The sequence below is a fragment of the Streptomyces sp. NPDC038200 genome (assembly GCF_055600785.1).
Window position 1 is genome coordinate 322,218 of sequence record NZ_JBVJYH010000008.1, and the last position, 18,862, is coordinate 341,079.

The window sequence follows — 18,862 nt, forward strand, 5'->3', positions numbered from 1 at the left end:
AACTTTTCGGGCTCTCCGCGGCCGGCGTCAGCGGCTGCGCGGGTCGAGAGCATCGCGGAGACCGTCGCCGAGCAGGTTGAACGCCAGGACGGTGATGAAGATGGCGAGGCCGGGCACGATCATGTACTGGGGGTCGACCTGGTAGTAGGTGACCGCCTCGCGGAGCATGCCGCCCCAGGACGCCTGCGGGGGCTGGATGCCGACACCGAGGAAGCTCAGGGACGCCTCGAAGAGGATGTTCGTCGGGATGAGCAGCGTCGAGTACACGGTGATCGGGCCCACCAGGTTCGGCATCAGCTCCCGGAACAGGATGTAGGGAGCCTTGGCACCCATGCCGCGCGACGCGTCCACGAACTCGCGCTCCCGCAGGGCGAGGGTCTGGCCGCGCACGATCCGGCCCAGGTACGGCCAGTTGAAGAAGCCGATGACGAAGATCAGCACGCTCAGGTGGAGCGGCAGGCCGCTGAGGCCGAAGGCGCCGCCCTGGAGGGTGGCGGAGATGGAGATGGCGAACAGCAGGAGGGGGAAGGCGAGGAACGTGTCCATCAGCCGGCTGATGATCGAGTCGACCCGCCCGCCGTAGTAGCCGGCCACGACGCCCATGATCGCGCCGATCACGTTGGACAGGATCGTGGCGCCGAAGGCCACCACCAGCGACACCCAGGAGCCCTCCAGGATGCGGGTGGCGATGTCCCGGCCGAACTTCGGGTCGACGCCGAGCGGGTGGTCCGCGCTCATGCCGCCCCAACTGCCCTTGGGCAGCGAGGTGTCCGGGGTGATCAGGTCCTGGTTGAAGGCGTTGGGGTCGAGTCCGAGCATGGACTGGAGGGGACGCGAGAGGACGGCGAGAAGGATCAGCAGGATCACGATGACGCCGCCCGCGACGGCGGCCTTGTCCTTCTTGAACCGGGTCCAGGCGATCTGGCCCAGGGAACGACCCTCGATCTGCCCCTTACCGGCACCCTCCAGCACAGCCTCCGGCTGTGCCTCGGCTGCCGCCCCGGTGGTCTCGATCGGTGCGGTCACGGTGAGCGACCCCTCTCGCCGGTGGTGACCGGCCTGCGCCTGCCGCGGATTGCGGCTTTGTCGACTTGCCATCGATCATGAGGTCTCGACCTCATGTCTGAGTCGCGAGTCTTCAGCGTCGTTGCGATCACCCGCCAGAGCTGGCGGCGAAAGTATGCGCAACCGTGATGCAGTCCAGGGGATTCCGTTATCCGAACAGTGGGTAACGGCCCCCGGACACGGTCCAGTTGGGACAGAAGGGCGAATCTGCGCGGTTCGGGACGTTCGGTCGTCATCTACGCGCGCAGAAATGTGTCGGCCACGTAAATTCTGCGATCAGGCCCAAAAAGCCCGCCGTCGGGCCGGGTTGTTCAGTAGCCGCCGCGCACCGGCGGATAGCCGTAGCCGCCGGCGGGTGCCTGCGGCGGGGCCGGAAGCTGGGGCTGCGGCGCGGGGACGTGGGCCTCACGGTCGTAGAAGGGGCGCGCGTTGGCCCGCATCCACATCACCACCGGGTCGTGGTCGTCGGTCATCGCGACCGTCGACACCGGCAGCCCCTCCGGGACCGCACCGACGGACTGCTGCATCATCGCGCGCACCGAGTCGACGGCGGCGGGCGAGGTCTCGTACACGTCCAGGCCGATGGCGAGATACGGCGCCCCGAGCGCGGGCTGCACCCAGGCGCGGCGCAGCGAGCGGAGCGCGGGGGTGCGGTGCGCGTTCTGCGCGAGCAGGGCATAGAACTGCGGGACCTCGACGCCGGGCTCCGACAGGCGGAGCGGGCCGGCGGGCTGCCGGTCCAGACCGGTGGCGATGCGGCGCAGATCGAGCCAGGGGATGCCGACACCGCCGCCCGGGGCGTGCGGGTTGAGCCAGAGGCCGTAGTGGTCCGGGTAGAGGGTGCGGGCCACGTCCAGGCCGTCGACCACTTCGTAGGACCGGTTCCAGCCACTGGCGGACAGTTCCTGGGCGGAGGTCACGCAGGGGGCGTAGTGGGAGCCGTCCACCTCCATGTTCCCGTACTGGGCGTCCGGGGAGCCGGCCTGGCCGTGCCACAGGAACATCCAGATCTGGCCGGAGGAGGGGGTGGCGAGGGCGCGCAGCAATGCCTCGTAGGCGTCGTAGCGTCCGGGCGTGACCTGGCGCAGCATGTGCTCGACGCTGCCGCTGTGGCTCGCGCTCACCTGTCGTACCGGCCCTTCTCATCAGTGCCCCGTGTCAGGAGACAGCTTATGCGCCCAGGAGCTCGGGACCTCTGGGTCGCGCGCGAGTACGGGAAGTGGTGGGGTCTCGCGCGGTTCCCCGCGCCCCTTCGGGTCGGGCCGCCTCCGGCCGGGGCCGGTCGACCGCGCCGATGGACGGATCCGGAGACCGTTGCGGTGGACGGATCCGGAGACCGTTCCGGTGGGCGGGTCTAGAGACCGTTCTGGTAGAAGGGCCGGACGTTCGACTTCAGCCAGCCGGCCACCGGGTCGTCGGTCACGTCCAGCAGGACGAGGTTGACCGGCCACGTGACCGGGACTTTGCCGAGGGCGCGGCCCAGGGCCGCCAGGGGAAGGGCGCGCAGGTCGCCTTCCCACTGGGAGAGTTCGACGCCGACGAACATCACGGGGTCGGCGGTCTCGACGGCGGCCAGGCAGCGGCGGGCGGTGAGGACCACGCCGGTCTCGGCGAACTCCGCGGAGGCGGCGGAGAGGAAGTCGACCGGGTCGTCCTGCCAGTCCGGCTCGAAGAGCCGGACCCGGCCGCCGCTGCTGGGGCCGTCGAGCGGGGTGCGGCCCGCGCGGCACAGTTCGGCCACGGCCTCGGGCGGGAGCGGGATGCCCACCACGCCCCCGGGATTGACGGCGATGCCGACCTGCGGGGGCAGGCCGCGGGCGAACTCGACCGCCGGGGCGATGGTGTACGACATGTGGGAGCCGGCCACCTGGCGCAGCTGCTCCTCGGAGCTGAACACCGGGACGTACGCCTGGCCGTCGACGTCCAGCGTCGGCAGGTCCAGCGGGCCGCTGTCCGGGCCCCCGCCGCCGGGCAGCGGGATCCACAGGAAGCTCCGGCCGAGGACCTCGACGATCCGGCCGCCCGCCGAGGGGACGCCGAGGGAGGCCGACAGCACCTCCTCCAGCTCGTTGCCGGGCCAACCGCCGTGCGGATGGGGGTGTGCCTGTGCCGGGAAGTCCGCGGGAAAGTCCGCCGGGAAGTCCATCTGCCTACCGCCTGCTGGTAACCGCTGCTGTGACCAAGAAGGCTAGCGGGTGGCTGTGACAGCGCCTCACCGAGTGAAGCCGATGCGGCTCAGGACGTCCGCCGCGTCCCGGTCGAGCAGCACCGCCGCACCGCAGCCCGCGGGCAGTTCGCCCTTCTCCACCGCGCGCAGCAGGCGGGCGGTCGTACGGCGGTGGCGGCGGAAGGCGTAGCGGGAGACGCCCCGGCCGCGCTCGTGCTGGCCCTGCCGGGCCGTGCCGGGGGTGACGTCGAGGAGGATCAGGTGCAGGGTGCCGCCGCGCCGCCGGGCCTCGCGGGCCAGCCAGGCGCGTACCCAGGGCTGGGTGCCGCAGTCGTGCACGACGACCCCTTCGCCGGTGCGCAGGGCCCGGCGCAGTCCGGCGTAGTGGGCGAGGCGGACCAGGGGGCGGTAGAGCGCGTAGGGCAGGCGACGGGGGACGCGGGCGTCCCAGTGGTCGCGGGTGTCCTGGGAGTCGATGCGGCGGCCGGTGACCGCGCGGTGCATGAGGGTGGACTTGCCGCTGCCGGGCAGCCCGGTGATCACCACCAGGTCGCGGGGGCCGAAGAGGAGGGCGTGCGGGCTGCGGCCCGCGCGGTCGCGCAGATCGCGGACGACCGGCGCGGGGCGGTCGGCGCAGCGCTCGCGAGCGGGGGCGGAGGGCTGTTTCGGCATCGCGAGGCCGGCGTTGGTGGCGTAGGCCGAGGTCCTGTTCACCCTGATCGTCCTCCCCTGTGGGCTCGGTCATCCCCATGCCCGTTGTATGTAAAGAGAAGGTAATGGGCAACGGTAGGCGCTTCGTGCGCGTACGGCCACAGCTCGGTCACAAAGAGCTTGCTCTGGATGGCCGGGGTGCGGCGTGCAATGATGTGCGCGCCAACTGCATACCGGCCGTTTGAATCCGCGCGGGAGAGTCCCCAGGCCCCTCCGGGCCGCCCGGGGCGCCGAAGGAGCAAGTCCCTCCCTTGAATCTCTCAGGCACCGTTACCGCGCGGGCGAGGCACATCTGAAAAGCGGGCCGCCGCGCACGGCGGCCCCACCCAAGGTGCAAGCCGTGATCGTCCTCGTGGCGGTCGTGGCGAACCTCTCAGGTTCCGATGACAGATGGGGAGGAACGTTCCTCGCCCCATCCCTGTTGCCCTGGGAGACGACCGTCCGATGAGCAGTACCGAACTCCGTCACACCGCGCTGGACGCGCTGCATCGCTCGCTCGGTGCGACGATGACCGACTTCGCCGGCTGGGACATGCCGCTGCGCTACGGCTCCGAGCGCGACGAGCACGTCGCCGTGCGCACCAGGGCCGGTCTCTTCGACCTCTCCCACATGGGCGAGATCACCGTCACCGGTGCCGAAGCCGCCGCCCTGCTGAACTTCGCCCTGGTCGGCAACATCGCCTCCGTCGGCGTCGGCCGGGCCCGCTACACCATGATCTGCCAGGCCGACGGCGGCATCCTGGACGACCTGATCGTCTACCGGCTGGCCGAGACCGAGTACATGGTCGTGGCCAACGCCTCCAACGCCCAGGTGGTGCTGGACGCGCTGACGGAGCGGTCCGCCGGTTTCGACGCCGAGGTGCGCGACGACCGGGACGCGTACGCGCTGATCGCCGTGCAGGGCCCGGAGTCCCCCGGCATCCTGAAGTCGCTCACCGACGCCGACCTGGACGGCCTGAAGTACTACGCCGGTCTGCCCGGCACGGTCGCCGGCGTCCCGGCGCTGATCGCCCGCACCGGCTACACCGGCGAGGACGGCTTCGAGCTGTTCGTGAAGCCGGAGCACGCGGTCGAGCTGTGGCAGGCGCTGACCGAGGCCGGCGCGGGCGTCGGCCTGGTCCCGTGCGGGCTGTCCTGCCGGGACACGCTGCGCCTGGAGGCGGGCATGCCGCTGTACGGGCACGAGCTGACCACGTCCCTCACCCCCTTCGACGCCGGGCTCGGACGTGTGGTCAAGTTCGAGAAGGAAGGGGACTTCGTCGGGCGTGAGGCGCTCGCGCAGGCCGCCGAGCGGTCCGCCGCCGAGCCTCCGCGGGTCCTCGTCGGCCTGGTCGCCGAGGGCCGCCGGGTGCCGCGCGCCGGGTACGCCGTCGTCGCCGGCGGCGAGGTGATCGGCGAGGTCACCTCCGGTGCCCCCTCCCCCACCCTGGGCAAGCCGATCGCCATGGCCTACGTCGACGCCGCGCACGCCGCGCCGGGCGCCGAGGGCGTCGGCGTCGACATCCGCGGCAACCACGAGCCGTACGAGGTCGTGGCGCTGCCGTTCTACAAGCGCCAGAAGTAAAGACCGAGCGCGGACGCGCCTGCGCACGGCACCGGTCCCGTGGCCGGTGCGTGACCCTGCGCACATTCGCCCGCTCACCAGCGGTTTCCGCAGTCCCCCCGTCATCAGCACTCCCGCGTGTACAGGAGAATTCAGGCCATGAGCAACCCCCAGCAGCTGCGCTACAGCAAGGAGCACGAGTGGCTGTCGGTCGCCGAGGACGGCGTCTCGACGGTCGGCATCACGGAGCACGCGGCCAACGCGCTCGGCGATGTCGTCTTCGTCCAGCTCCCGGACGTCGACTCCACGGTGTCCGCGGGCGAGACCTGCGGTGAGCTGGAGTCGACCAAGTCGGTCTCCGACCTGTACTCGCCGGTCACCGGTGTGGTCACCGAGGTCAACGAGGACGTCGTCAACGACCCCTCGCTGGTGAACTCCGCTCCCTTCGAGGGCGGCTGGCTGTTCAAGGTACGCGTCACGGAGGAGCCCGCCGAGCTGCTCTCCGCCGACGAGTACACCGCCTTCACCGCCGGCTGAGGAGTCGTAGCCGTATGACTGTTCTGAACACGTCCCTGCACGAGCTGGACCCGGAGATCGCCGCCACCGTCGACGCCGAGCTGCACCGCCAGCAGTCGACCCTGGAGATGATCGCCTCCGAGAACTTCGCGCCGCTCGCGGTGATGGAGGCCCAGGGTTCGGTCCTCACCAACAAGTACGCCGAGGGGTACCCCGGCCGGCGCTACTACGGCGGCTGCGAGCACGTCGACGTCGCCGAGCAGATCGCCATCGACCGGGTCAAGGAGCTGTTCGGCGCCGAGTACGCCAATGTGCAGCCCCACTCCGGCGCCTCCGCGAACCAGGCGGCCCTGTTCGCCCTCGCCAAGCCCGGGGACACCATCCTCGGCCTGGACCTGGCGCACGGCGGCCACCTGACCCACGGGATGCGGCTCAACTTCTCCGGCAAGCAGTTCGACGTGGTCGCGTACCACGTGGACGAGGAGACCGGCCTGGTCGACATGGCCGAGGTCGAGAAGCTCGCCAAGGAGCACCGCCCCAAGGTGATCATCGCGGGCTGGTCGGCGTACCCGCGGCAGCTGGACTTCGCCGAGTTCCGCCGGATCGCCGACGAGGTCGAGGCGTACCTGTGGGTCGACATGGCGCACTTCGCCGGGCTGGTCGCGGCCGGTCTGCACCCGAACCCGGTCGAGCACGCGGACGTGGTCACCTCCACGACGCACAAGACCCTCGGCGGACCGCGCGGCGGCATCATCCTCGCCAAGAAGGACTTCGCGAAGAAGCTGAACTCGTCCGTCTTCCCGGGCTTCCAGGGCGGCCCCCTGGAGCACGTGATCGCGGCCAAGGCGGTCTCCTTCAAGGTCGCCGCGGGTGAGGACTTCAAGGAGCGCCAGCGCCGTACGGTCGACGGCGCCCGCATCCTCGCCGAGCGGCTGACCGCGCCGGACGCCCGCGAGGCCGGTGTGAACGTCCTGTCGGGCGGCACCGACGTGCACCTGATCCTGGTCGACCTGCGCGAGTCCGAGCTGGACGGGCAGCAGGCCGAGGACCGGCTCCACGAGGTCGGCATCACGGTCAACCGCAACGCGGTCCCGAACGACCCGCGTCCGCCGATGGTCACCTCGGGCCTGCGCATCGGCACGCCCGCCCTGGCGACCCGCGGCTTCACGGCCGAGGACTTCGCCGAGGTCGCCGACGTGATCGCCGAGGCGCTGAAGCCGTCCTACGACGCGGAGGCCCTGAAGGCGCGCGTGAAGGCGCTCGCCGACAAGCACCCGCTGTACCCGGGTCTGAACAAGTAGGTCACCTTTCGCGAGGCACCGCGCACACTGGGAGTACCGGCGTGTGCGGTGCCCGCGCCCCCGACCTCCCCGACCCCCTGAGCACCACCCCTTCGCACCACCCCCGTATTGAGGAGTCATCCGTGGCCATCTCGGTCTTCGACCTGTTCTCGATCGGCATCGGCCCGTCCAGCTCCCACACGGTCGGCCCGATGCGTGCGGCGCGCATGTTCGCCCGCCGGCTGCGCAACGAGGAGCTGCTCGGCTCCGTCGCGTCCCTGCGCTGCGAGCTGTACGGCTCGCTCGGCGCGACCGGTCACGGCCACGGCACGCCCAAGGCGGTGCTGCTCGGCCTGGAGGGTGCCTCGCCGCGCACGGTGGACGTGGAGACGGCCGACGAACGGGTGGAGGCGATCAAGCGGACGGGACGGCTGAACGTCCTCGGCGAGCACGAGATCGCGTTCTCCTTCGACGACGACCTGGTCCTGCACCGCCGCAAGGCCCTGCCCTACCACGCCAACGGCATGACCGTCCGGGCCCACGACGCGGCCGGCACGGAACTGCTCGGCAAGACGTACTACTCGGTCGGCGGCGGCTTCGTCGTGGACGAGGACGCGGTCGGCGCGGACCGCATCGTGCTGGACGACACGGTCCTGAAGTACCCCTTCCGCACGGGCGACGAGCTGCTGCGCCTGACCAAGGAGACCGGCCTGTCGATCTCCTCCCTGATGCTGGAGAACGAGCGGGCCTGGCGCACCGAGGAGGAGATCCGGGCGGGCCTGCTGGAGATCTGGCGGGTGATGCGCGAGTGCGTGGGGCGCGGCATGTCCCGCGAGGGCATCCTGCCCGGCGGTCTGAAGGTCCGCCGCCGCGCGGCCGTCTCGGCCCGCCAGCTGCGCGCCGAGGGCGACCCGCTGGCGCACGCCATGGAGTGGATCACGCTCTACGCGATGGCGGTGAACGAGGAGAACGCGGCCGGCGGCCGGGTCGTCACGGCCCCCACCAACGGCGCGGCCGGCATCATCCCGGCGGTCCTGCACTACTACATCAACTTCGTCCCGGGCGCCGACGAGGACGGCGTGGTCCGCTTCCTGCTGGCCGCCGGCGCGATCGGCATGCTCTTCAAGGAGAACGCGTCCATCTCCGGCGCCGAGGTCGGCTGCCAGGGCGAGGTCGGCTCCGCCTGCTCCATGGCCGCGGGCGCCCTCGCCGAGGTGCTCGGCGGCTCCCCCGAGCAGGTGGAGAACGCGGCCGAGATCGGCATGGAGCACAACCTCGGCCTGACCTGCGACCCCGTGGGCGGGCTGGTGCAGATCCCGTGCATCGAGCGCAACGGCATGGCCGCGGTGAAGGCGGTCACGGCCGCGAAGATGGCGATGCGCGGCGACGGCTCCCACAAGGTGTCGCTGGACAAGGTCATCAAGACGATGAAGGACACCGGCGCGGACATGAGCGTGAAGTACAAGGAGACGGCCCGGGGCGGGCTGGCGGTGAACATCATCGAGTGCTGAGCCGGAACCGGCCACCGGCGCCACCCTCACGGAGAGCGGTTATATAGTCACCCTCCGCTACTATTATGGTCGTGATCGACCTGTACCCGGCGTTGTGGGGTCTGCTCGGCAGCAGTGTGGCCGAAGCGCTCAACCTCTCCGCGCTGATGCGTCCGTCCGGTCCGCGCAGCCGCTGGCGCTGGCCGTGGCGCAACCGCGCCGACCGGCCGGTGATGCTGGTGGCGATCGGGCTGCGGCTGTTCGCCGGCTTCGGCCTCACCGCGGCGCTGGGGAACTCGGGACAGCTGCCGAACGCCACCGCCGCGTTCGCCGTCGGTGTGACGACCCCGTTGGTCGTGGCGAAGTTCTTCCAGTCGATCCCGCTCACCGGCCCGGGTGCCGGACAGCCCGCCGATCCCCCGCTGCCCCTCGCCCGGCAGACGGGCGAGGACGCCGAGACGCTCTCGCAGCCGAGGGGGTCCAATGCTGCGAGCTGACAGCCTGCTCGGTCGTCTGGTGCAGGCGCTGGCCGCAAGCCCACCCGAGGAGGAGCCGGTTCCGCACGAGCGCCGGGGCGCCCGGCTGGCGGCGGCGCTCGGGACACGGCCACTGCCGGTGAGGGCGGTGGTTCCGGCGCAGGTGGCGTTCCCGCACCGTCCGTGGACGCACCTGCCGTCGTCCCGGGGACGCTGGCTCCCCGGGCTGCTCACCGCCTGGCTGGTCGCCCTGACCTGTCTGACCGCCGCCGCCGTGCAGGAGGTGCTGCCGACGCCGTGGCAGGAGGCGGCGCCGGAGGATGCCGGTGCGCTCCCCGGCGAGCACTGGTGGCTCGTCAGCGGCAGGCGGCTCGGGTCCGACGGCCGCGCCGGTGCGCTGACCTTCACACCGGACGGCCGGTCGCTGGTGACGGTGGGCCGCTCCGCGACGCAGACCTGGGACGTGGTGGATCCCGAGCGTCCGAAACGGATCGTCGTACCGCGTGGCATGCCGCAGGTGACGGCCGTCGGGACCAGTCCCGACGGCCGCACTCTCGTGGCGGCCGGGCCGCGGGAGGTGCGGGCGCTGTCCCTCGCGTCGGGGGCGACCCGGTGGTCCGCGGCAGGCGTCGCCGGCGCCGTGAAGGACCTGGCGGTCACCCGGCACGGCGTACTGCTGGCGGGCGCGGCCCCGGACGGCAGGACGGAGGTCACCGCGCTCGGCACGGGGACGGGGAAGGCGCGGCGCCTGTGCAGGCTCGGCACGACCGCCCGGTCCGCCCGGTTCTCCCCCGACGGCCGCTCCCTCGCCGTCGCCGGCAGCAGCGGACCGGTGCGGCTGTGGGACGTGTCGGATCCCGCGCACCCGAAGGCCCGGGCGCCGCTTCCGCCGTCCTCCGGTCAGGAGACGACCGCGCTCGCCTTCAGCCCGGACGCCCGGCTGCTGGCCACCGTGGAGGCCGGGCGGACCGTCCGGCTGTGGGACGTCGCCGATCCCGCGCATCCGCGTTCCCTGGGCCACCCGTTCGACGGGAACACCGAGCGGGTGGCCGCGCTGGCCTTCAGTCCCGACGGGCGGCTGGTGGCCACCGTGGGCGCCGACGGGGCGGCGAGCCTGTGGTGGCGCTCGGCGGCCGAGGTGTCCGCCGAGCCTGATGTTCTCTCAGGGGCTACCGCGCAGTAATCGCCTCCCCCTACGCTGCCGCCAACTCGGCGACAGCGAAGGGGAGTTACGAATGCGCGGAATCAGACGGTCGGTGGCATGCGCGGGAGCCGCCGCACTGCTGGCGGTGGCACCGGGCAACGCCCACGCGGCGTCGCCGAAGTTCTCCGAGACGACGGCCATCGGCACGCACAACGCGTACGACAAGGCCAAGTACACGTACTTCGCCCAGGCCCTGGACTCCGGCGCCTCGCTGCTGGAGCTGGACGTCTACGCCGACAGCCTCAGCCACCGCTGGCGGGTCAGCCACAGCAATCCGCTGGGCAACGACAACAACTGCGAGGCGGCGAAGACGCCGGGCGAGCTGTACGGCAAGAGCCGCAACCAGGACCTCGGCAGCTGCCTGGACAACATGGCCGCCTGGAACCAGCTCCACCCCGACCACCCGCCGATCGTCGTCAAGGTCGAGTTCAAGGTCGGCTTCAACAACAACGCGAACCTCGGACCGGACGAGTTCGACACGCTCGTCGCGCAGAAGCTGGGCGGCAGCGTCTACAAGCCGGCCGACCTGCTCGGCGGGACGTACGGCTCGCTGGACGCGGCGGCGAAGGCCGACGCCTGGCCCGCCCGGGACTCCCTCAAGGGCAAGTTCGTCTTCGACCTGATCCCGGGCACGGTGGAGCAGGCCAACCCGTTCGACCACTACTGGACGGACGAGGAGTACGGCGACCATCTGCGCGACCTCCACGCGGCCGGGAACATCTCCGCGGCCCAGGCCTTCCCGGCCGTACTGGGCGCGGCGAACGGCGACCCGCGCACCAGCCGCTACGACGCCTCGATCCGCCCCTGGTTCGTCTTCTTCGACGGCGACGCGGCGACGTACGTGAACAACGGGTACGACACGTCGTTCTACTCCGTGAACCACTACATACTGATCACGACCGACGCCCACAACGTGTCCCCGGCGATCTCCTCCACCGACCCGACGGACGCCGAAGTCGCCGCCCGGCTCGCTCTGTTGGCCAAGAACCACGCGAGCCTGATCACCTCGGACTGGTCGGCGAAACCGGCCTCGGTGCTGAGTTCGACGACGGCACGGGGCTGAGGTTTTCCGGACGGACGGACGGATCGCACACGCCGGGCCGGGGCATATATCAGGCAACTCCTGTCATCCCCCCACTGGCACTTTGGGAGTACCCCATGCTCCACGGCATCGACGTGAGCGCCTACCAGTCCTCCTCCTACGGCACGGGCGGCCTCTCCTTCGTCTTCATCAAGGCGACGGAGGGGCGTTCGTACGTCAATCCCCGTCTGACCGCGCAGACCAAGACCGCCCGCGACGCCGGACTCGTCGTCGGCTTCTACCACTTCCTGTGGCCCGGCAGCCTCACCGCCCAGGCGGAGTACTTCCTCCGCCACGCCCCCGACCGCCCCGGCGACGTCCTCGCCGTCGACTGGGAGACCACCGGCGACGGCACGCACGCGACCAACGCGGAGAAGGACCGCTTCATCCGCACACTGAAGGAACTGCGCCCGGACAACCGGGTCGTCCTCTACTGCAACCGCCATTTCTGGCTGAACGTCGACTCCACCTCCTACGCCGGGGACGGGCTGTGGATCGCCGACTACGTCACCGCGGGCAAGCCCCGCATCAAGGCCAAGTGGCGGTTCCACCAGTACACCAGCGAACCCCACGACAAGGACGTGGCCCGCTTCACGGAGGAGGACGACCTGCGCGAGTGGGCCACGCCGTAGGGGCCGGGCGGGGGCCTCAGCCCCGGAAGTCCGCCGGGCGTTCCGGGGAGGCCTCCGACAGGGCCTTGCGCACCGCCGCCGTGTCCCCGCGCAGGCCGTACACCGGTGTGCCGGGCTGCTGGTGCCAGGAGTCGGCGATCGTGCCGGCGTCGACGGTGTCGAAGCCCAGTGCGTCGATCAGGTCGCGCACGGTCCGCTTGGCCGCCTCGTCGTCGCCGGCGACCGGGAGGGCCATGCGGTCCGGGTCGCCCGCGGGGCGGTGGCGGTCCAGGAGGTCCTGGGCGTAGGTGCCGTTGAACGCCTTGATCACCGGGTGGCCGAGGTGCTGCTCGGTCCAGCCGCTCTCGGTGAGGCCCTCGTCCTCGACGGCGGCGATCCGGCCGTCCCGCTGGGGGTAGTAGTTGCCGGTGTCGATCACGGCGGCACCCTCGGCCGCGCCGTCGAGCAGACCCGCGGGAAGGTGCGGGACCGCCTTCAGCGGGACGGTGACGATCACGACCTGGGCGCCCTCGGCGGCGTCCGCCACGTGGACCGGGGTCGCGCCGGTCTCCTCCGCCAGTTCCCGGAGTGTCTCGGGGCCGCGGGAGTTGGCGACGGAGACGTCGTGGCCGAGAGCGGTGAGCCGCCTGGTGAGGTTGCCGCCGATGTTCCCCGCGCCGATGATGCCGATCTTCATGGCCGACCTTCCGGATGGTTCATGCACGTGCATGCTTCTGTCGTGCGGGACAACCACGCGGGGAGGTGGCCTATTCCGGTCGCTGCGCCGAACGGGGGGCGGCGCGCGGGCCTCGCTCACACACGTACGACGATCTTGCCGGTGTGCTCGTTGGACTCCATCAGCCGGTGCGCGTCCACGATCCGCTCCAGGCCGTCGAAGACCTCGCCGATCACCGGCCGGAGCGTGCCGTCGGCCAGACCCGACGCGAGGTAGTGGCCGGCCCGGCGGCGGCCCTCCGCGGTGCCGGTGAGGGCGAGGTTGTTGTAACCGTGGACGGTCAGCGGCCACTGCGTCGGCAGTTCCGTGGGGCGTTCGGCCAGCCAGCCGTAGCTGATCAGCATGCCGTCGGAGGCCGTCGCCGCGCCCAGCTCCCGCAGGTACGGTCCGCCGATCGCGTCCAGCACGAGGTCGGCGCCCCGGCCGCCGGTCAGCCGCCGGGTCTCCTCGGTCACCTCCTCCCGTTCGGTGACGACGACGTGCTCGGCGCCGAGGTCCAGCAGCGCCTGCCGTTTGCCCTGCGTGCGGGTGGTGGCGATCGGCACCGCTCCGGCCCGCCGGGCCACCTGGATCGCGGCGGTGCCGACCCCGCTGGACGCCCCCGTGATCAGCACATGGTCGCCGGCCGCCAGACGCCCCCGCTCGACCAGGGCGCCGTAGGCGGTGGTGTAGGTGAGCCAGACGGCCGCCGCGGTGACCGCGTCCGCCCCGGCCGGGCGGGGCAGCAGCGCGGTCTGCGGCAGCAGCGCGTGATCGCCGTACACCCCACGGGCGCTGAGGTCGAAGTTGGCCGCCGCCAGCACGGGGTCGCCCGGCGCGAAGGCGGTCACCTCCGGGCCGACCGCCGTCACCTCGCCGGCCGCCTCGTAGCCGTTGCGGGAGCCGGGCAGGGTCGGAAGGTAGTAGTAGGTGCCGGAACGGAGCATCGCCTCGGCGCGGTTGAGGCCCAGCGCCTCGATCCTGACCAGGACCTCGCCGGGGCCGGGTGCGGGCAGCTCGACCTGCTCGACCCTGAGGACCTCGGGGCCGCCGAGTTCATCGAAGAGCACTGCGTGCGGTGGTTGACATGCCGTCGACGCTACGACCGGGATGCGAGACGTTCCATGTCCCCCGGTCTCGGTTTCCTGTCCGATCGTCTTCCGTTGGTGGATTTCGGGGAGCGTCCGTGGGCTAGGGTCGCCGCATGGACGTGCTCAGTGACGTGGTCGCCGCCCTGCGCACCGGCCGGCCGCACTCCGCGCGCCGGTACAAGTACGCGCCCTGGAGCCTGCGGTTCGCCGCCGCCGACGAGGCCGGGTTCCATGTGGTGCTGCGCGGCTCGGCCTGGCTGGTGCCGCAGGACGGGCAGCCGGTCGCGCTGGCCCCGGGGGACGTCGTCTTCCTCGCGCACGGGCAGGGGCACACGCTGGCCAGCGGGCTCGACGTGCCGCCGCGGGAGGTGCGGCTGCTGCCCGACGGCACCTGGAGCGGGCCGCCCGAGGAACCGCTCGCGGGCTGCCCCGACACGGTGACCCTGTGCGGCACGTACCGGTTCGACCGGGACCGGGCGCACCGGCTGCTGGCCGAGCTTCCCGACATCGTGCACCTGCCCGCCCGGGTGGGCGGGCACCGTTCGCTGCGGGCGGCGGTGGAGCTGCTCGGGATGGAACTGGAGGAGCAGCGGCCGGGCACCGACGCGATCGTGACCTCGCTGCTGGACACCCTGTTGCTGTACATCCTGCGGGCCTGGTGGGAGAGCGAGCGCGCGGCGGGCCGGGACCGGGGGTGGGCGGCGGCGCTGGCCGACCCGGCGGTCGCGGCGGCGCTGCGCGCGATCCACGCGGATCCGGGGCGGCCCTGGACGGTGGCGCAACTGGGCTCGGTCGGCGGGCTGTCCCGCGCGGCCTTCGCCCGCCGGTTCACGGCGTTGGTGGGCGAGCCGCCGCTGGCGTATCTGACGTGGTGGCGGATGACCACGGCGGGGCGGCTGCTGCGGCACGACGACCTGTCGCTGCGCGCGGTGGCGGAACGGACCGGTTACACCTCGGAGTTCGCCTTCGCCAAGGCGTTCAAGCGGGAGTTCGGGGTGGCGCCGGGGCGGTACCGCAGGGCGGCGGGGGCGGGGGCGGGGTGAGCCGACAGCGCCGTCCGGCTGCGGGCCGGCGGGTCCGCACGGGTTCGCGGGGGCCGAGCGCGCGGTTCCCCGCGCCCCCGAGGGGCGCTGCGGCCGGCGGGTGAGCGCGGGTTCGCGGGGGCCGAGCGCGCGGTTCCCCGCGCCCCCGAGGGGGTGCTGCGGGGCAGTGGGGCCGGCCTTCTTGCTTGTTTCTCAGTCTGTTTCTCGCAGCAGGCGCAGTGTCGACTCCAGTTCGCCGAGCAGGGCCGTCGCCGCTTCCTCCGCGGCGCCGGCGGTGATCGCCTCGACGAGAGCCGCGTGGGTGTCGTCCCCGGTGCCGGGGTCCTCCTCGCGCAGGCGGGTGAGGTCCAGCAGGGTCACCAGGCCCTCCCGCAGGACGGGGACGAACTCAGTGAACAGGTCGGTGAGGACGGGGTTGTGGGCGGCGGCGACCACCGCGGCGTGCAGGGCGATGTCGGCGTCCACGAACCCCGCGTCGTCACCGGCGGCGGCCGTGCGGCGCCCTTCCAGCGCGGCCCGCAGCGCCTCGACGTCCTCCGGGGTGCGCCGGTGCGCGGCGAGCCGGGCGGCCTGCACCTCGACGCCCATGCGGACCTCGTAGACGTCGGTGACCGCGGCCCGCCGCAGCCTGGTGGGCCAGTCCTCGGCCGGCTCGGTGGCGATGACGAAGACACCGGCGCCGTGCCGCGGCCGGACCAGTCCCGCACCGGCGAGGGCGCGCAGGGCCTCGCGGACCGTGGAGCGACCGACCCCGAGCTCTCTGGCCAGGGTCGTCTCGCCCGGCAGCTTGCCGCCGACCGGCCAGTGACCGGCGGCGATCTGCTCCCGGAGGCGCTGCGCGGCCTGTTCGACCAGCGGGCTGGGACGGAGGGCACCGAGCGGCATGGAGGTCACCAACTTGTCCGGAGGGATAAACGAGCTGCCCGACGATTCTCACTTGTCTGAGGAGCTGAGGTGTCGCTAGCGTACCCCGCATGACGCTTCGCGGTCTGCTTCTCCTCGGCTGCCGCGGCGGGGCCTGACGCGACCGGCACCCCGCCGCGGGGCCCCGTGCTGCCGGTCACCGTCCGACCGAGCCGAAGGCACCAGCAGACGATGACCACCACCCCGGCCTGGAATCCGCAGCGGCCCAGCCGCATGCCGTACCACCGCTACCGCCCCCACCACACACGCGTGCACGTCCCCGCCGGCGACCGGAGCTGGCCCTCCGCCCGCGTCGAGCGCGCCCCGCTGTGGGTCCCGGTCGACCTGCGTGACGGCAACCAGGCGCTCGCCGAGCCGATGGACACCCCCCGCAAGCGCCGCTTCTTCGACCTGCTGGTCGCGCTGGGCTACAAGGAGATCGAGGTCGGCTACCCCTCCGCGAGCCGGACGGAGTTCGGCTTCGTACGCCACCTCGTGGACGGCGGGGTGGTACCGGACGACGTGACGCCCGTCGTGTTCACGCCGGCCCGGACCGATCTGATCGACCGGACCTTCGAGGCGATCGAGGGGCTGCCGCGGGCCGTCGTCCACCTGTACATCGCCACCTCGCCGGTGTGGCGGGAGGTGGTGCTCGGGCGGGACCGGGCCGGGGTGTGGCGGACCGTGCGGGAGGCCGCGGAGCACATGGCGCGGCGGGCCGGGGACACGCCCGGCATCCGCTTCCAGTTCTCGCCGGAGACCTTCAACCTCACCGAGCCGGACTTCGTGCTGGACCTGTGCGACGGGCTGACCGAGCTGTGGGACGCGAGTCCCGACCGGCCGGTCACCCACAACCTCCCGGCGACCGTGGAGATCGCCACCCCGAACGTCTACGCGGACCAGATCGAGCACCTGCACCGCAACCTCTCCCGCCGGGAGTCGGTGATCCTGTCGGTGCACCCGCACAACGACCGCGGCACCGGGGTCGCCTGCGCCGAACTCGCCGTGCTGGCCGGTGCGCAGCGCGTGGAGGGCTGCCTGTTCGGCAACGGCGAGCGCACCGGCAACGTCGACCTGGTGACGCTCGCCCTGAACCTGTTCGCCCAAGGGGTCGATCCGATGGTCGACCTCGGCGACATCGACGCCGTGCGGGAGACGGTGGAGCACTGCAACCGGCTGCCCGTGCACCCCCGGCACCCCTACGCCGGCGAGCTGGTCCACACCGCGTTCTCCGGCACCCATCAGGACGCGATCAGCAAGGGGCTGGTCCACCATGCCCGCCGGGCGGCCGAGTCGGGGGTGCCCGAGCGGGAGGCGCCGTGGGCGGTGCCGTACCTGCCGGTCGACCCGGGCGATCTGGGGCGGTCGTACGAGGCGGTGATCCGCGTCAACTCCCAGTCGGGCAAGGGCGGAGTGGCGTATCTGCTGCGCGAGCACGCGGGGATCGACCTCCCGCCGGGCATGCGGCCCGAGTTCGCGCGGATCGTGCAGGACGCCACGGACGACAGCGGCCGGGAGGCGACGGCGAAGGAGCTGTACGAGCTGTTCCGGGCGGCCTACTCGGCGGAGGGCGCCGTACGGCTGCACACCTGGTCCGTGCACGAGGCGGCCCCCGGCGTCCACCGCTTCGTCGGCACGCTGGAGTCCGGCGGCCGCGTCGGCGACCACGAGGGCACGGGCGCCGGTCCGGTGACCGCGTTCGTCGACGCGCTGGCCGGCGCCGGTCACGCGGTCGACGTGCTGGACTTCACGCAGGACGGGACGGCGGCCTTCGCCCGCTGCCGGGTCGGCGGGGTCACGGCCTGGGGCGCGGCCACGGGCCCCTCGGCCGCCGTGCACGCCGTGCTGTCCGCGGTGAACCGGGCGGACGCGGTGCGGGAGGCGCGATGACGCAGGTGCTGCGCGCCGAGGACGTGCACGTCGTCCGGGACGGGCGGCCTCTGCTCCGGGAGGTCGGGCTGACCGTCCGGGCCGGTGAGCACTGGGCGCTGCTCGGTGCCAACGGCGCGGGCAAGTCCACGCTGCTCGGGCTGCTCGGCGCACGGCTGCATCCGACCCGGGGCACGGTGGAGGTGCTCGGACGCCGGCTGGGCCGGGTGGATCTGCGCGAGCTGCGGGCGCTCGTCGGGCACGTCGACCCGCGCCATCCGCTGACCTCGCCGCTGCGGGTACGGGACGTGGTGCTCACCGGGGTGACGAACTCCGTGGAGCCGGTCCCGCGCCTGCGGCCCGCCCCGGAGCAGGTCGAGCGGGCCGAGGCGCTGCTGGTCACGCTGGGGCTGGGGGCGCTGCGGGACGCCCGCTGGCCGACGCTGTCGCAGGGGCAGCGCGGGCGGACGCTGATCGCGCGGGCGCTGATGCCCGAGCCACGGCTGCTGCTCCTGGACGAGCCGGCGACCGGACTGGACCTGCCGGGCCGGGAGCAGCTGATCGAGGCGCTCCAGCAGGTGCGGGCGGAGCGTCCCGCGCTGGCGACGGTGCTGGTCACGCACCATCTGGAGGAGCTGCCGGCGAGCACCACGCACGCCGTGCTGCTGCGCGAGGGCCGGGTGCTGGCCTCGGGCCCGGTCGGGTCGGTGCTCACCGGTGACCAGGTCGGCGCGTGCTTCGGGTTGCCGTTGACGCTGGAGCGGCACGCGGGCCGCTGGAGCGTGCGCGTCCGGCGCGGCGCATGACGGGAGGGGGTGCCCGGTCCGCGCGGACCGGGCACCCCCTCCCGTGCGGGTCACTTGTTCAGGTAGGCCCAGAACTCGTCGAACGACAGCACCTTGTCGCCATTGAGGTCGCGGGACCTGATGATGGCCTCCGCGACCGTCTCGGTGACATTCCAGTCACCCTGCTGCGCCAGGGCGGACTTGAACTCCGCCGCGGTGATGAACCCGTCACCGTCCGCGTCGATCCGCTGGAACTGCTTGCGTGCTTCCTCGATGTCCGCCACCGATCCGCCCCTTTTATTCGTGTTTCTCA

At 72.3% G+C, this 18,862-nt stretch carries 19 protein-coding genes and 2 riboswitches; of the genes, 11 read left to right on the plus strand and 8 right to left on the minus strand.

The genetic code is table 11. From position 1 onward, the window contains the following. Nucleotides 1-27: 27 nt before the first annotated feature. The 4 genes from ACZ7KF_RS19715 to ACZ7KF_RS19730 form a co-directional block, all read right to left on the minus strand. Nucleotides 28-1,026, minus strand: a complete 999-nt coding sequence (locus ACZ7KF_RS19715; protein WP_471076189.1) for an ABC transporter permease — start codon at nt 1,024-1,026, stop codon at nt 28-30. A gap of 350 nt (nt 1,027-1,376) precedes the next feature. After that, nucleotides 1,377-2,156: an enhanced serine sensitivity protein SseB C-terminal domain-containing protein gene (locus ACZ7KF_RS19720; protein ID WP_471076329.1), complete on the minus strand. Its 780-nt coding sequence runs from the start codon at nt 2,154-2,156 to the stop codon at nt 1,377-1,379. Nucleotides 2,157-2,419: 263 nt separating this feature from the next. Next, nucleotides 2,420-3,211, minus strand: coding sequence for an enhanced serine sensitivity protein SseB (locus tag ACZ7KF_RS19725; RefSeq protein ID WP_471076192.1), 792 nt, complete (start codon nt 3,209-3,211; stop codon nt 2,420-2,422). 66 nt (nt 3,212-3,277) lie between these two features. Beyond that, the gene (locus ACZ7KF_RS19730) at nt 3,278-3,946 is read right to left on the minus strand and encodes an AAA family ATPase (RefSeq protein WP_471076195.1); all 669 of its coding nucleotides are present in this window, start codon (nt 3,944-3,946) and stop codon (nt 3,278-3,280) included. 179 nt (nt 3,947-4,125) lie between these two features. Next, nucleotides 4,126-4,229: riboswitch (glycine riboswitch) on the plus strand. Continuing rightward, nucleotides 4,230-4,343, plus strand: a riboswitch (glycine riboswitch). Nucleotides 4,344-4,387: 44 nt separating this feature from the next. On the opposite strand from ACZ7KF_RS19730, the gene gcvT reads away from it, so the two are divergent. The 8 genes from gcvT (at nt 4,388) to ACZ7KF_RS19770 (ending at nt 12,164) form a co-directional block, all read left to right on the plus strand. Next, nucleotides 4,388-5,506: a glycine cleavage system aminomethyltransferase GcvT gene (gene gcvT / locus ACZ7KF_RS19735; protein ID WP_471076198.1), complete on the plus strand. Its 1,119-nt coding sequence runs from the start codon at nt 4,388-4,390 to the stop codon at nt 5,504-5,506. Nucleotides 5,507-5,644: 138 nt separating this feature from the next. Further along, the gene (gene gcvH, locus ACZ7KF_RS19740) at nt 5,645-6,022 is read left to right on the plus strand and encodes a glycine cleavage system protein GcvH (protein ID WP_471076201.1); all 378 of its coding nucleotides are present in this window, start codon (nt 5,645-5,647) and stop codon (nt 6,020-6,022) included. 14 nt (nt 6,023-6,036) lie between these two features. Next, complete coding sequence (gene glyA, locus ACZ7KF_RS19745; protein ID WP_471076204.1) at nt 6,037-7,302, plus strand: serine hydroxymethyltransferase; 1,266 nt, start codon at nt 6,037-6,039, stop codon at nt 7,300-7,302. A 122-nt stretch (nt 7,303-7,424) separates the two neighbouring features. After that, nucleotides 7,425-8,792 (plus strand): L-serine ammonia-lyase, encoded by a 1,368-nt coding sequence (locus tag ACZ7KF_RS19750; protein WP_471076207.1) that lies wholly within the window; start codon nt 7,425-7,427, stop codon nt 8,790-8,792. A gap of 71 nt (nt 8,793-8,863) precedes the next feature. After that, nucleotides 8,864-9,268: a hypothetical protein gene (locus tag ACZ7KF_RS19755; protein WP_471076210.1), complete on the plus strand. Its 405-nt coding sequence runs from the start codon at nt 8,864-8,866 to the stop codon at nt 9,266-9,268. Beyond that, nucleotides 9,255-10,430: a WD40 repeat domain-containing protein gene (locus tag ACZ7KF_RS19760; RefSeq protein WP_471076213.1), complete on the plus strand. Its 1,176-nt coding sequence runs from the start codon at nt 9,255-9,257 to the stop codon at nt 10,428-10,430. Before ACZ7KF_RS19755 ends, ACZ7KF_RS19760 begins: the two co-directional genes overlap by 14 nt. A gap of 52 nt (nt 10,431-10,482) precedes the next feature. Then, nucleotides 10,483-11,514, plus strand: coding sequence for a phosphatidylinositol-specific phospholipase C domain-containing protein (locus ACZ7KF_RS19765; RefSeq protein WP_471076216.1), 1,032 nt, complete (start codon nt 10,483-10,485; stop codon nt 11,512-11,514). Nucleotides 11,515-11,609: 95 nt separating this feature from the next. Continuing rightward, nucleotides 11,610-12,164, plus strand: a complete 555-nt coding sequence (locus tag ACZ7KF_RS19770; RefSeq protein ID WP_471076219.1) for a glycoside hydrolase family 25 protein — start codon at nt 11,610-11,612, stop codon at nt 12,162-12,164. 16 nt (nt 12,165-12,180) lie between these two features. Here ACZ7KF_RS19770 and ACZ7KF_RS19775 read toward each other — a convergent pair whose 3' ends face one another. Together ACZ7KF_RS19775 and ACZ7KF_RS19780 are read right to left on the minus strand one after the other, a co-directional pair. Continuing rightward, complete coding sequence (locus ACZ7KF_RS19775; protein ID WP_471076222.1) at nt 12,181-12,840, minus strand: NADPH-dependent F420 reductase; 660 nt, start codon at nt 12,838-12,840, stop codon at nt 12,181-12,183. Nucleotides 12,841-12,956: 116 nt separating this feature from the next. Beyond that, entirely contained in the window at nt 12,957-13,928 is a 972-nt protein-coding gene (locus ACZ7KF_RS19780) for a zinc-dependent alcohol dehydrogenase family protein (RefSeq protein WP_471076225.1), read from the minus strand. A gap of 134 nt (nt 13,929-14,062) precedes the next feature. Between ACZ7KF_RS19780 and ACZ7KF_RS19785 the strand changes: the two genes are divergently transcribed. Further along, the gene (locus tag ACZ7KF_RS19785) at nt 14,063-14,992 is read left to right on the plus strand and encodes an AraC family transcriptional regulator (protein ID WP_471076228.1); all 930 of its coding nucleotides are present in this window, start codon (nt 14,063-14,065) and stop codon (nt 14,990-14,992) included. A 192-nt stretch (nt 14,993-15,184) separates the two neighbouring features. Here the strand turns inward: ACZ7KF_RS19785 and ACZ7KF_RS19790 are convergent, their stop codons facing one another. After that, entirely contained in the window at nt 15,185-15,877 is a 693-nt protein-coding gene (locus ACZ7KF_RS19790) for a FadR/GntR family transcriptional regulator (protein ID WP_471076231.1), read from the minus strand. 210 nt (nt 15,878-16,087) lie between these two features. Between ACZ7KF_RS19790 and ACZ7KF_RS19795 the strand changes: the two genes are divergently transcribed. After that, on the plus strand, nt 16,088-17,785 hold the full coding sequence (locus tag ACZ7KF_RS19795; protein WP_471076234.1) for a 2-isopropylmalate synthase: 1,698 nt from the start codon (nt 16,088-16,090) through the stop codon (nt 17,783-17,785). Then, a complete protein-coding gene (locus ACZ7KF_RS19800; protein WP_471076237.1) occupies nt 17,782-18,570 on the plus strand; it encodes an ABC transporter ATP-binding protein in 789 nt (262 codons plus the stop codon). Before ACZ7KF_RS19795 ends, ACZ7KF_RS19800 begins: the two co-directional genes overlap by 4 nt. 50 nt (nt 18,571-18,620) lie before the next feature. On the opposite strand, the gene ACZ7KF_RS19805 is transcribed toward ACZ7KF_RS19800, so the two are convergent. Then, on the minus strand, nt 18,621-18,833 hold the full coding sequence (locus tag ACZ7KF_RS19805) for an EF-hand domain-containing protein (protein ID WP_471076240.1): 213 nt from the start codon (nt 18,831-18,833) through the stop codon (nt 18,621-18,623). Nucleotides 18,834-18,862: the final 29 nt, after the last annotated feature.